Genomic DNA, 13,283 nt, shown 5'->3' on the forward strand with positions numbered 1-13,283 from the left:
CCCACCCTATCCGCCGCCGCTTCCGCGGCCGGCAGGTCGTGTCAAGGCACGCTTTCCCGCCTTGACACGACCTGCCGGCCGTTGAACAATCCGGCGTTCGGGCCGGCGGGGAAAGCCGCGGCAGAGCCACCAGCACAGAGCCCGCGGGCCCTCCCCCCGATTCCAGCCTATCGCCCCCACCCGACAAGAACCCCGCGCACAACCCACCCCCAGCCAAGCCATCCACACCGGCAACCCCCTGTGGACAACCCTCACCGGAAAGCCGGGTAGAAAGCCAGGTCGGCATGCGGCCCCAACCGCGCAGCCAGCCCAGCCGCAACCCGTGCAGCGAACTCCGAAACCGCCATCATCCGCACATACCCGGCATGCTTCGCCAAATCCCGCCACCAGGTCACGAACGCCGCCTCCCGGCTCACCGGCGCAGCGTGCCGCGAAAGGTTCAGCGACTCCAGCTCCTCCCCCGTGATCAGCCAGACCCGCAGCAACTCACTGGCCGTCAGATGCGCCGCCAGCACCTCGTCGTCGGCGAAGACCGGCCACACCCCCACCACCTCGGCGCGCCAAGCGGCCGTCATCGCCTCGCTCATCCCCGCCGGCAGGGCCAACGCGTCCGGCCAGCTCGCGAAGGGCAGGCGCAAGTGCGCCGCGTCGACCAGCGCCGATCGGACGCAGCCGTTCTCGAAGTCCAGGAACCGGACCCCTTGCCCGGTCACCAGGTTGTTGTCCGGGCTCAGCTCGACCGGCGAAAACGCCCGGAACCCCGCCGCCCGGGACTGGTCGAGGGCCGCCGTCACCTGGGTCAGCACCTCTTCCGGCACCGGGATCCCCAGCCGCTGCTGGATCAGCGCCGCGACGCGGGACACGTCGACCTCGCCCGATTCGGCCTTCGCCGGGCCACCCAGCCGCCGCAGCAGTGCGTTGAAGTCCGCCTCACGGCCCGCCGTGCTCGCGTGCAGGCGCCCCAGCGACCGCGCCCACGACAGCAGCGCCCGCTCGGCCGCGCGGGAGTCCCGGGCGTAGAGCTTGTCCTCCAGCGTCGGCGTCCGGCCCAGGTCCTCCAGCACCAGGACGCGGTCGCGGCCGTCGTGGGCCACCAGTTCCGGGCACATCCGCTCCTCCGGCGACAGCGCCGTGAACAGCTGGTAGCTGACCGCCTCCTGGGCGAACGGGTCGGCGCCGGACGCCGGCCGGTCCGGGTAGTGCTTGATGACGAGCGTGCGCGGCAGCGCGAACGACGACACCACCCGGGCGCGGACCACCGTGGCCGGCCCGCTCCCCGCCAGGTCCTCGGGCCCGACCAGGGTGATCGCGCTGCCGAACCGGCGTGAGAGAACGGACTCGCCCGCCGCGACCGCCGCGGCGATGGCGAGCTGCTCGGCTCCTGCCCCGACTCCCGCGTCGCCGGCGGAGGAGGTGTCGACTGTCATTGTCACCGACCCTACTCGTGACTGAGCAACCATGACTACTGACATCCGGACAAAAAAGTGCATCTCGCCCGGAGACGAATCACCCGCGTGAAAGCGGACGCATTCCCACCGGTGAACGTTGCCCATTCCGGCGCACGATCAACACAATGGCCGCTGCTGCAACGATTCCGAGAAGGTTGACCAGCAGCTGCCCGACGGACTGGAGGCACCGGCTCCACTCCCCCGCCACGGCCGCGACGACCGCGTAGCCCGCGGCCGGCACCGTCGTCACCGAGATGAACACGCCCACCAGCGCGGCCGACTTCGCCGACGTCATGGCGAGCATCCCGGCGGCGCCGGCCAGCATGGCGACGACCAGGGACGGTACGCCGACCGAGAAGACGAAGTCGACCTCGTGGTTGTTCTCCAGCCGGAACGCGGTTTCGCCGAAGACGTCGGTCGCGCGCACGAGCAGCGCGCCACCCAGCGTCACGACCATCGCCAGCGGGAAGCCCACGCCCAACGCGGCAGCCGCGCGGCGGACGAGGTCCCACCGGCGCAACACCACCCCGACCGCGAGCGCGGCCAGCGGCCCGAACTCCGGGCCGACGACCATCGCACCGACGATCGTCACCGCCGAGTTCGTGAGCACCCCGACCGCGGCGAGCAGGCACGCGATGGTCAGGAACGCCAGGAACGTCACGTTGAGCCGGGACTCTTCACCCGTGCGGCCCAGCAGCTCCTCCCAGACCACGGCGTCGGCCGCCTCGCCCGGCGCCGCTTCTTCCGCCTTGTCGGCGGCGTCGGACAGCGCAGTGTCGAGCGCTTCGAGCGTGATGCCGCCGGTGTGGTCGAGGTCGAGCGCGCACAGCTGCCCGATGATCTCGTCCGCGGCCTCGCGCGCGATGTCGGCCTCGACCAGGTCGCCCACCGGCTCGACGGCGGCCCCGCGGTGCACGACGAGGTGCGCCGTACCGGGGTGCGCCCGCAGGATCCCGAGCGCTTCGGCGGTCTTCTCCTGCGGGCACACGGCCCTGAGGTGCAGCACTAGTTCTGCGGGGCGGCGGCCGGTTTCGCGTCGATCCCGGCTTCCTTGCGCTGCTGCGCAGTGATCGGCGCCGGCGCCGCGGTCAGCGGGTCGTACCCGCCACCGGTCTTCGGGAACGCGATCACGTCACGCAGCGAGTCGGCCTTGGCCAGCAGCATGACGATGCGGTCCCAGCCGAACGCGATGCCGCCGTGCGGCGGGGGGCCGAAGGCGAAGGCGTCGAGCAGGAAGCCGAACTTCTCCTGCGCTTCCTCGTCGCTGAGGCCCATCAGGTTGAAGACGCGCTTCTGGACGTCGCCGCGGTGGATACGGATCGAGCCGCCGCCGATCTCGTTGCCGTTGCAGACGATGTCGTAGGCGTAGGCGAGCGCGTTGCCCGGGTCCTGCTCGAACTTGTCGATCCACTCCGGGGTCGGCGAGGTGAACGCGTGGTGCACCGCGGTCCACTTGCCGGAGCCGACCGCGACGTCGTCGCCGATGTCCTCGACCGGCGCGAACAGCGGCGCGTCGACGACCCACACGAAGGACCAGGCGTTCTCGTCGATCAGGCCGAGCCGCTTGCCGATCTCGTCGCGCGCGGCACCCAGCAGGGGCTGGGTCGACGCGGCCTTGCCGGCGGCGAAGAAGATGCAGTCGCCCGGCTTGGCACCGGCCGCGGCGGCGACGTTCTCGCGCTCGGTCTCCGACAGGTTCTTGGCGACCGGGCCGCCGAGCGTGCCGTCCTCGTTCACGAGGATGTACGCGAGGCCGCGCGCGCCGCGCTGCTTGGCCCACTCCTGCCACGCGTCGAGCTGGCGGCGCGGCTGGTCCGCCCCGCCGGCCATCACGACCGCACCGACGTACGGGGCCTGGAACACGCGGAACGGCGTGTCGGAGAAGAACTCCGTCATGTCGGTGATTTCGAGGTCGAAGCGCAGGTCCGGCTTGTCGGAGCCGTACTTGGCCATCGCCTCGTGGTAGGTGATGCGCGGGATCGGCCGCGGGATCTCGTGCCCGATCAGCTTCCACAGCGCCGAGACGATCTGCTCGCCGATGTCGATGACGTCGTCCTGCTCGACGAAGCTCATCTCGATGTCGAGCTGGGTGAACTCGGGCTGGCGGTCGGCGCGGAAGTCTTCGTCGCGGTAGCAGCGGGCGATCTGGTAGTACCGCTCCATGCCGCCGACCATGAGCAGCTGCTTGAACAGCTGCGGCGACTGCGGCAGCGCGTACCAGGAGCCTGGCTTGAGCCGGGCCGGGACGAGGAAGTCGCGCGCGCCTTCGGGCGTCGAGCGGGTCATCGTCGGGGTCTCGATCTCGACGAAGTCCTGCGCGTGCAGCACCTCGCGCGCGGCGCGGCTGACCTCGCTGCGCAGCCGCATGGCCGCGGCCGGGCCGCTGCGGCGCAGGTCGAGGTAGCGGTGCTTGAGCCGGACCTCTTCGCCGACGTCGACGCGGTCGTCGATCGGGAACGGCAGCGGCGCGGACTCCGAGAGCACTTCCAGCTCGGTGGCCAGTACCTCGATCTCACCGGTGGGGATCTCGGCGTTGGCGTTGCCCTCGGGGCGCTTCGCGACCTCGCCGACGATCTTGACGCAGAACTCGGAGCGGAGGGCGTGCGCGCGCTCGGCCATCTCACCTTCGCGGAAGACGACCTGGGCGACACCGCTGGCATCCCTCAGGTCGATGAAGATGACGCCGCCGTGATCGCGCCGCCGGGCCACCCATCCGGTGAGGGTGACGGTCTGTCCGGCCTGTCCGGCACGCAGGGTGCCGGCGTTGTGAGTGCGGAGCACTGCGACTGCTCTCCTTCGACCTGGGGTTATCGCTGCCCGGAAAGGCTAACGAACCACCCAGCGTACGACGTCGGCAGGTTGGCCCGGCGCGGTGGTCAGAGGACGTACTTGGGACGGGTCTCCAGCGCCGCGACCAGGCGGTGGGCCTGGGCCAGGTAAGCGGCCACCTGGTAGATGCGCCCGCCGGGGTGCGCCACCAGCCAGCCGGCGGCCGCGCTGGCGGAGGCGAAGAACGGCTGCCCCGCGCAGGCGATCGCGTCCACCCCGTCGAGCCCGAACCCGAGGTCGACGGCCGCGACCACGGCCGCGGGCGGGTCGACCAGGAGGATCCCCCGCGGCACCAGCTCGATGCGGATGTGCGTCCCGGTGACCGGGCAGACGGCCGCCGCGTGCACGCGCTCGCCGGTGGCGATGGCCAGGAGGAACATGTCGACGGTGCCGTCCGGGCCCGCACCGAGGGTGCCTTCGGCGGGTGCGAGGCGGTGGTGGGCGCCGCGGGGCGCCGGGCCGGTCGAGACGAGGTCGCGGTGCAGGGTGAACCCGATCAGCTCGACCAGCCGCCGGGCTTCGGCCGGGGCGACGCCGACGGTGGCGGCGAGCCGGTCGACGCCGACCGGGTGCCGTCCGGCCCGGGTCAGCTTCAGCGCGGCCCAGGCGAGCCGGGCGGCCGCGACACGGTCGGTCTGCGAGGTCGTCATCGTCCGGCTCCTTTCGGCATCGATCCCTTCGACGTTAGGCGCCGGTGAGCCGGACCGACAACGACACGATCGGACATTTTGCCGCAAACCGAAGACACCGCCCCCGAACGGCCCAGTGCGTCACCCGGTTGTTCCGAAAAGGACCGTCAGAGCAGGCGCAGCTGCTCCGCGGGAGCCACCTCGGCCGCCGGCACCTCAGGACCGCGCGCGGCGAAGCCGGTTTGGCGATCGAGACCGTGCCGCCGCAGCAACGGCCCGACCCGCGCCGCCAGTCCCTCGCGGTACTCCTTCCGCACGTAGCTGCCCCGCGAGTACAGCTGCCGGTACCGCGGGACGAGCTCCGGGTGCGTGCCCGCCAGCCAGCGGCCGAACCACTCGCGGGCCCCGGGCCGCAGGTGCAGCGCGAACGCCGTCACGCTCGTCGCGCCCACCTCGGCGAGCCGGGCGAACAGCGCGTCCAGTGCCTCCTCCGAGTCGGTGAGCCACGGCAGCACCGGGGCCACCAGCACCGAGCACGGCAGCCCGGCCTCGCGCGCCTTGCGGACCAGCTCCAGCCGCGCCCGCGGGCTCGGCGTGCCGGGTTCGAGGCGGTGCTGCAGCTCTTCGTCGAGCAGCGCGATCGACACCGCGAGCCCGACCGGGACGTCCTGGGCGACGTCCTTCAGCAGCGGCAGGTCGCGGGCCAGCACCGTGCCCTTGGTGAGCACCGACAGCGGCGTGCCGGAGCGCGCCAGTGCGGTGATGATGCCCGGCATCAGCCCGTAGCGGCCTTCGGCGCGCTGGTAGGGATCGGTGTTGGTGCCCATCGCGACGTGCTCGCGCCGCCACGACGGCTTCTTCAGCTGCGCGGCCAGCACCTGCGGGGCGTTGATCTTGACGACCACCTGGGTGTCGAAGTCGTGGCCGGCGTCGAAGTCGAGGTAGGTGTGGGTGTTCCGGGCGAAGCAGTTGTGCGACACCATGCCGTCGGCCACGAAGTCGCCGGTGCCGGTGGTGATGTCGAACAGCGGCAGCTGCAGCCCCAGCGGCTCGATGGCCTCGACGCGGCGGCGGCTCGCGCCGATCACCGCGCCGTCGAGCGACCGCTTCCACGTGACGGCCGGGTTGCTGACGTGGAAGAACCGGAGCACCTCGCCGACCCCGCCGAGCAGCCGGACCTCCTGGCGCGTCGGGAACTTCGGCACTTCGTCCAGCTGACTGGCGAAGCCGAACCGGGCGAGCGCGGCGGCGAAGGCGTCGGCGATCTCGGGTTCGTCGTGCGCCACCGCGAGGACACCGCGGCCGAAATCGCCCGCGATGTCGTAGACGCCGGCGAGGAACCCGCGCTGCCAATGGGCGTCCGGGTCCGGTGGCACCTTGAGAAAACCGACCGACGCCCCGAAGTCCGGCAGGTAGCGCAGGGCGCGCGAGGCGGCGTCCGGCTCCGCGCCGAACCCGCCGGAGCGCAGCATCCCGCACAGGTAGCCGGCCCGGTAGCCGAGCGTCTCGTCCGGCGTCGGCTCGAACCGGCCGACGCCGATCAGCTCGCTGCCGGGCTCCAGGTGCGGCCGCTGGGCGGCGCCGAACTTGCTGCCGGTGACGTGCTTCCAGCCCTTGCTGGTGAGGAACCGGTGATCACCGCCGGCGACGAGCCGGGTGCCGTCCTCGAGCGTCACGCGGTAGGCGGCGCGCAGCGTGGTCCAGTGCGCTTCGACCCGGGTCTGCACCAGCCGCCGGGAGGCGCCGTGGCCGCGAGTGCCGTAGATGGCGTCGCCGACCTTCAGATCCGACAGCGCCTTCGTGCGGCCGTCGGCCATCAGGATCCGCGTGCCGCCTTCGAGGCAGTAGGTGCAGGCGTGCGAGCAGCCGCGGTAGGGGTTGACGGTCCAGCCGAAGGGCACGCCGGAGCCGGCGGGCACCTTGTTCAGCACCGAGCGCGCGTGCACCTCGTGAAAGGTGACGCCGTCGAATTCCGGTGACCGCACGGTCCGCACCAGGCCCTCGAGCCCGGGCAGTGCCGGTTCACCCTCCCCTGTCCGCTGCCGATCCCATCGCACGGCGCCAGTCGAACATATGTTCTAGACGGGTGTCAAACCGGTTGGGGGCCAGTGGATCAGGTGGTGCTGGTGTGACTGTTGGGGTGGTTCAAGAGGAGAAGCGCTCCAGCGCCCGGATCTTGTTGGTCGCGTCCAAGGCCGCCACCTTGTACGCCTCCGACAGCGTCGGGTAGTTGAACACCGCGTCCACCAGGTAGTCGACCGTGCCCCCGCAGCCCATCACCGCCTGTCCGATGTGGACCAGGTCCGTCGCACCCGTGCCGAACACGTGGACGCCCAGCAGTTTCCGGTCCGTCGTGGACACCAGCAGCTTCAGCATCCCGTAGCTGTCACCGGTGATCTGGCCGCGCGCCAGCTCGCGGTACCGCGCGATGCCGACCTCGTACGGCACCGACGACGACGTCAGCTGGGCCTCGGTCGAGCCGACGTACGAGATCTCCGGGATCGTGTAGATGCCGATCGGCTGCAGCGCGCCCAGCTCGTGCGCCGGCTCGCCGAACGCGTGGTAGGCCGCCAGCCTGCCCTGGTCCATCGACGTCGCCGCCAGTGCCGGGAAGCCGATCACGTCGCCCACCGCGTAGATGTGCGGGACCGCCGTGCGGTAGCTCTCGTCGACCACCAGCCGGCCGCGCTCGTCCGCGCTCAGGCCCGCCGCCTCCAGGTTGAGCTCGCCCGTCATGCCCTGGCGGCCCGCCGAGTACATCACGCCGTCGGCCGGGATGCGCTTGCCGCTCACCAGGGTCGTGATCGTCGCGTGGTCGGACACCGCCACGTCCGCGACCTTCTCGCCGAAGCGGAAGGTGACGCCGAGGTCGCGCAGCTGGAACTTGAGCGACTCGACGATCTCCGGGTCGCAGAAGTCGAGCATGTGGTCGCGCTGCTCGACCACGGTGACCCGGGAGCCGAGCGCGGCGAACATCGACGCGTACTCGATCCCGATCACCCCGGCGCCCACCACGACCAGCGACGACGGGATTTCCTCCAGCTGCAGGATCTCGTCGGAGTCGAGCACGCGGGCGGCGTCGAAGTCGATCTGCTTCGGCCGCGCGGGCCGAGTGCCGGTGGCGATCACGACGTGGTCGGCCGACAGCGTCCGCCGGTCGCCGCGGTGACGGCCCTCCACCAGCACGGTGTGCGGGTCGGCGAAGGAGCCGGTGCCGTCGATCAGGTCGATGTGGTTGCGCATCAGCTGCGCGCGCACCACCTGGACCTCGCGCCCGACCACGTGCTGGGTGCGCGCGAGCAGGTCGGCGATCGTGATGTCCTGTTTGACGCGGTAGCTCGCGCCGTAGAGCTCGCGCTGGTTCATGCCGGTCAGGTAGAGCACGGCTTCGCGCAGCGTCTTGGACGGGATCGTGCCGGTGTTGACGCACACCCCGCCGACCATGTCGTGCCGGTCGACGACCGCCACCTTCTTGCCGAGCTTCGCCGCGGCGATCGCGGCCTTCTGCCCGCCGGGGCCCGAACCGATGACGATGAGGTCGTACTCGTGCTCGCTCACGACGTCGAGCCTGCGCACCCGGCGGGCCGGGCGCAAGCCCCTGCCGGTGAAGATCCGCGCACGAACGGCGCACGGGTGCGACGTCATTCGGCCGTGGCTGTGGCTGGGTCGGCGACGAACGGCGCAGTAGCGTGTGCGGGTGCTGCGCGTGTCGCTGCTGGGTGAGCAGGTGATCGCCGACGAGGAGTCCGGCGCCGTGCTGACGCGGTCGCCGCGGTCGGTCGCGCTGGTCGCCCACCTCGTCGTGCACGCCGGCCGTCCGCAGCCGCGGCGGCTGCTCGCCGGGCTGTTCTGGCCGGACTCCACCGACGCGCAGGCGCTGACCAACCTCCGCCGCGAGCTGCACCAGCTGCGCCGCGTGCTGGGCGAGCTGCCCTCGCTGGCCGTCACCGGGCAGGACCTGTGCTGGCAGGACACGCCGTCGAGCCGGGTGGACGTGCGGGAGTTCGCCCTCGCGCACCGGGCCGCGCTGGCCGCCGGAGACGCCGGAGACCCCGCTGCCGCCGTCGGCCACGCCCGGGCCGCGCTCGCGGCCTACGGCGGCGAGTTGCTGCCCGGCCTCGCCGACGACTGGGTGCTGGCGGCCCGCGCCGAGCTCGAAGGCCAGTGCGTCGAGCTGTGCGACCTGATCTGCCGGACGCCGTCGGGCGATCCGGCCGCCGCGCTCGACGCGGCCCGCCGCCGGATCGCGCTGCGCCCGCTCGAAGAGCCGGGCTACCGGACGCTGATGGGACTGCAGGCCGAGGCAGGCGACCGGGCGGGCGCGGTGAGCACCTACCACCGGTGCGCGTCGGTGCTCGAACGCGAACTCGGCGTCGTCCCGGCCGAGCCGACCCGGGCGGCACTGCGCCGGCTGCTGGACCGGCCGGACCCCGAACCCCGGCGGGCGGCCGCGCCCGGGCTCGTCGGCCGCGCCGCCGAGCTGGCCCGCCTCGGCGAGCTGTGGCGGACGGCCGCCGCCGGCCGCGCCGGGTTCGTCCTCGTCCGCGGCGACGCCGGCGTCGGCAAGACCCGGCTGGTCACCGAGCTCGCCGGGCTGGCCGGGGCCGAGGGCGCGGTCGTGGCCGCCGGCCGGTGCTTCGGCACGCCGGGGCGGCTCGCGCTGGCCCCGGTGGCCGACTGGCTGCGCACCCCGGCCGTGCAGCGGGCGGCGGCATCGCTGGACCCGGTGTGGCGGGCGGAGGTCGACCGGCTGCTGCCGGCCTCGCGGCCGGGCGGCGGGCACCCGACGGTGGAGGCCTGGCAGCGCCTGCGGTTCTTCGAAGGACTGGCCAGGGCACTGACCGCCGGGGGGCGGCCGGTCCTGCTGGTGCTCGACAACGCGCAGTGGTGCGACGAAGAGACGGGCGCGTTCGTCACGTTCTGCCTCGGCCTGCTGCCGTCCGCGCCGCTGCTGGTCGCCGCGACGCTGCGCGACGGCGACCCGGGTCCGGGCGGCGCGGCCTGGACGGCCCAGCTGCGCGACGACGGCAGGCTCGCCGAGCTGCCGCTGCGCCCGTTCGACGCCGACGGCACGGCCCGCCTCGCCGAAGCGGTCGGCGGCCGCCCACTGTCCACTTCGGACCGCGACCTGCTGTTCGCGGCCACCGGCGGGTACCCGCTCTACGTCGTCGAAGCGGTGCGGGCCCACGACTCCCCGCCGGCCGAGGGGCTGGCCGCGGTGCTGCGGACGCGGCTGGAGCAGCCGGGCCCGGCCGCCCGCGAGATCGCCGGGCTGGCCGCCGCGGCCGGCCGCGACTTCACCCTCGAACTGCTCACCGAGGCCAGCGACCTCGACGCGGACACCGTCGTCGACGCCGTCGACGAGCTGTGGCGGCGCCGGCTCGTGCGTGAGTCCGGCGGCAGCTACGACTTCACCCACGACCTGCTGCGGGAGACGGCCTACCAGCAGGTCAGCCCGCCGCGGCGGTGGCTGCTGCACCGGCGGCTGGCCCAGGGGCTCGAGCTGCTGCACGCCGGGGACACCGACGCGGTGGCGGCGCAGCTGGCCGAGCAGTACGCCCGCGGCGGCCGCCCGGACCGCGCCGTCGCGCACTACCGGCGGGCGGCCGCGGTCGCCGCGGGCACGTTCGCCCACGCCGAAGCGATCCGGCTACTGCGGGAGGCACTGGCGCTGGTGTCCGCCCGGCCGCCCAGCGGCAACCGCGACCGGGACGAGCTGGCCGTCCTCGAAGCGCTCGCCGGGCCGCTCAACGCCCACCAGGGCTACTCGTCTCCCGAGCTGCAGCGGACGCTGGAGCGTTCGCTGGCGCTGGCGGAGTCGCTGGGCGACGCGGAGGCCGCGCTCACCGCGCTGCTGGAGCTGTGGTCGTCGCGGTTCGTCCAGGGCCGGACGGTGCAGGCCCACGAGGCGGCCGAACGCGCGCTCGGGCTGCTCGCGCCCGGGACGAGCGCCGAGCAGAGCGGCTCGGCGCACTTCATCGTCGCGGGCTCGTCGCTGAGCCTCGGCCACGACCCGGCCGAGGCGCTGCGGCACTTCGAGCTGGGCGCCGAGCGCACGCGCGACGCGGCGTCGTGGCCGATCGGCACCCGGCCGGACGTGCACGGCCCGGCCTGGGCGGCGCACGCGCACTGGCTGCTCGGGCACGAGGACACGGCCGTGGCGTGCGGGGCGAGCGCGATCGCGCTCGCCCGGCGGATCGAGCACCCGTACAGCCTGGCCATCGCGCTGGCCTACGCCGGGATCACCCACCAGATGCGCCGCGACCGCGATGCGCTGGAGCCGGCGGCGGCCGAGCTGCGGGAGCTCTGCTACCGGTACGGCTTCGCGTACTACCGCGAGTGGGCGCTGGTGCTGGGCGGCTGGGCCCGCGGCGGCGCGGCCGGGCTGGCCGCGGCGCAGGAAGGCGTGGCGAACCTCAAGGCCGAGGGGTCGTTCGCCCGGATGCCGTACTGGTTGTCCCTGGTCGCCGAGCTGTCGCCACCGGACGCGGCCCGGGCGACGCTGGACGCCGCGCTGGCCGCCGGCGAGGCCCGCGACGACCGCTGGTGGCTGCCGGAGGTCCTGCGGCTGCGCGCGGCCCACGACGCCGACCCGCGGCCCCGCCTGCGGGCGGCCGTGGAGCTCGCCCGCGCCCAGGGCAGCGTCGCCCTGCGGCGGCGGGCCGAGGCGGACCTGGGCGTGGCTGCACCGTCCTGACCAGGCCCGAACGGGCCGAACGCTGCGCGAACGCCGGCTGCCTACGTTCCCCCCGGAACCGAAAAATCCGAGAGGGGCCCTCATGACCACCACCGCCTTGCCGCACGAGGAACTGGCCGCCACCTTGCGCGGCGACCTGATCACGCCGAGCCACCCGGGCTACGAAGAGTCCCGCGCGGTCTACAACGCCATGATCGACAAGCACCCGGCGGCGATCGCCTACTGCCGCGACGCCGCCGACGTGGTCACCTGCATCCGCTACGGCCGGGCCAAGGGCCTGGACATCGCGGTCCGCGGCGGCGGCCACAACGCGGGCGGCCTGGGGGTGGCCGACGGCGCGCTCGTGATCGACCTGTCGAGGCTGCGCAGCACGACGGTGGACCCGGAGCACCACACGGTCCGCGCCGACGCCGGCTGCACCTGGGGCGACGTCGACCACGCCACGGTGGCGTTCGGCATGGCCACCCCATCGGGCATCGTGGCCTCGACGGGGGTGGCGGGCCTGACCCTCGGCGGCGGCATCGGTTACCTGGCGAGACGGTTCGGCCTGACGGTCGACAACCTGCTGGGAGCGGACGTGGTCCTGGCCGACGGCTCGTTCGTCCACGCCTCGGAGTTCGAGCACCCGGACCTGTTCTGGGCCCTGCGCGGCGGAGGAGGCAACTTCGGAGTGGTGACGTCGTTCACGTTCCGCTGCCACGACATCGGCGAGAACGGCGTGGTGATCGGCGGCCCGGTGCTCTACGACCTGGCCGACACCCCGGAGGTGCTGCGCTGGTACCGCGAGCTGCTGCCGTCGTTGCCGGAGGAGCTGAACGGCTGGTTCGGCCTCCTGACGGTGCCCCCGGCACCCCCGTTCCCGGAGCACCTGTGGGGCCGCAAGGCGTGCGGGATCGTCTGGTGCTACACGGGAGCGCACGACAAGGCGGACGAAGTACTGGAACCGGTCCGTTCGTTCGGGGAACCGCTGCTGGTGGGCCTGCAGAACATGCCTTACACGGCATTGCAGGGAGCATTCGACGCGCTGTACCCGCCGGGCCTGCAGTGGTACTGGCGCGCGGACGTGTTCCACGAAATCACCGACGAGGCAATAGAAATCCACCTGAAGAACGGCGAGGACCTCCCGACCATGCATTCGTCGATGCACCTGTACCCGATCGACGGAGCGGCCAGCAGGGTACCGGCGAACGCAACGGCGTTCCCCCACCGGGAAGGCGGCTGGTCGGGCGTGATCGTCGGAGTGGACCCCCAACCGGAGAACGCGGAGAAGATCGCCCGGTGGACAAGGAACTACTGGGAGGAACTCCACCCGACATCGGCAGGAGGGGCGTACATCAACTTCATGATGGAGGAGGGCCAGGACCGAGTGAGGGCATCGTACCGGGACAACTACGACCGCTTGGCCGCAGTGAAGAAGAAGTACGACCCGGAGAACGTGTTCCACATCAACCAGAACATCCGCCCGCAATAGACCCAAGACGGGAGCGAAAGCCCCCGAAGGGGACGAAAGCCCCCGAAGGGGGGCACCCAGACCCCCCGCAACCCCGATCCGAAGCCCCAACACGGCCGGCGGCAGGTTGTCAAGGCACGCTTTCCCGCCTTGGGAGCAACTGCTGAATAACAGCGAGAGCCTCTGAATACCAGGCCTGATACCTCCCACTAAATAACGGGAATTTTTCC

Annotated in this window: 8 protein-coding genes; 2 read left to right on the forward strand and 6 right to left on the reverse strand. The window is 72.5% G+C overall.

Annotated features, from left to right (window positions below; translation table 11 throughout):
* Positions 1 to 251 precede the first annotated feature (251 nt).
* The 6 genes from ABZX11_RS47710 to sthA form a co-directional block, all read right to left on the reverse strand.
* The gene (locus ABZX11_RS47710) at positions 252 to 1,427 is read right to left on the reverse strand and encodes a phosphotransferase (RefSeq protein ID WP_176176191.1); all 1,176 of its coding nucleotides are present in this window, start codon (positions 1,425 to 1,427) and stop codon (positions 252 to 254) included.
* A 79-nt stretch (positions 1,428 to 1,506) separates the two neighbouring features.
* The gene (locus ABZX11_RS47715; RefSeq protein ID WP_176176190.1) at positions 1,507 to 2,454 is read right to left on the reverse strand and encodes a DUF389 domain-containing protein; all 948 of its coding nucleotides are present in this window, start codon (positions 2,452 to 2,454) and stop codon (positions 1,507 to 1,509) included.
* Positions 2,454 to 4,229 carry an aspartate--tRNA ligase gene (aspS, locus tag ABZX11_RS47720; RefSeq protein WP_176176189.1) on the reverse strand — a complete coding sequence of 592 codons (1,776 nt, stop codon included), beginning with the start codon at positions 4,227 to 4,229 and terminating at the stop codon, positions 2,454 to 2,456. Before aspS ends, ABZX11_RS47715 begins: the two co-directional genes overlap by 1 nt.
* Before the next feature lie 95 nt (positions 4,230 to 4,324).
* On the reverse strand, positions 4,325 to 4,927 hold the full coding sequence (merB, locus tag ABZX11_RS47725; RefSeq protein ID WP_176176188.1) for an organomercurial lyase: 603 nt from the start codon (positions 4,925 to 4,927) through the stop codon (positions 4,325 to 4,327).
* 146 nt (positions 4,928 to 5,073) lie between these two features.
* Positions 5,074 to 6,963: an intein-containing Rv2578c family radical SAM protein gene (locus ABZX11_RS47730; RefSeq protein ID WP_354925754.1), complete on the reverse strand. Its 1,890-nt coding sequence runs from the start codon at positions 6,961 to 6,963 to the stop codon at positions 5,074 to 5,076.
* A gap of 88 nt (positions 6,964 to 7,051) precedes the next feature.
* On the reverse strand, positions 7,052 to 8,464 hold the full coding sequence (gene sthA, locus ABZX11_RS47735; RefSeq protein ID WP_254897252.1) for a Si-specific NAD(P)(+) transhydrogenase: 1,413 nt from the start codon (positions 8,462 to 8,464) through the stop codon (positions 7,052 to 7,054).
* A gap of 139 nt (positions 8,465 to 8,603) precedes the next feature.
* Between sthA and ABZX11_RS47740 the strand changes: the two genes are divergently transcribed.
* Both ABZX11_RS47740 and ABZX11_RS47745 read left to right on the forward strand, forming a co-directional pair.
* The gene (locus tag ABZX11_RS47740) at positions 8,604 to 11,603 is read left to right on the forward strand and encodes an AAA family ATPase (RefSeq protein ID WP_354925757.1); all 3,000 of its coding nucleotides are present in this window, start codon (positions 8,604 to 8,606) and stop codon (positions 11,601 to 11,603) included.
* Positions 11,604 to 11,685: 82 nt separating this feature from the next.
* Entirely contained in the window at positions 11,686 to 13,074 is a 1,389-nt protein-coding gene (locus ABZX11_RS47745; RefSeq protein WP_354925760.1) for an FAD-binding oxidoreductase, read from the forward strand.
* Positions 13,075 to 13,283 lie beyond the last annotated feature (209 nt).

The sequence above is a fragment of the Amycolatopsis sp. NPDC004169 genome (assembly GCF_040610315.1).
Classification (GTDB): Bacteria; Actinomycetota; Actinomycetes; order Mycobacteriales; family Pseudonocardiaceae; genus Amycolatopsis.

What these genes read in the sequence shown, in the direction of transcription:
- ABZX11_RS47745 (WP_354925760.1), top strand. Translation starts at nt 11,686, where the DNA reads ATGACCACCACCGCCTTGCCGCACGAGGAACTGGCCGCCACCTTGCGC.
- merB (WP_176176188.1), bottom strand. Translation starts at nt 4,927, where the DNA reads ATGACGACCTCGCAGACCGACCGTGTCGCGGCCGCCCGGCTCGCCTGG.
- ABZX11_RS47710 (WP_176176191.1), bottom strand. Translation starts at nt 1,427, where the DNA reads ATGACAGTCGACACCTCCTCCGCCGGCGACGCGGGAGTCGGGGCAGGA.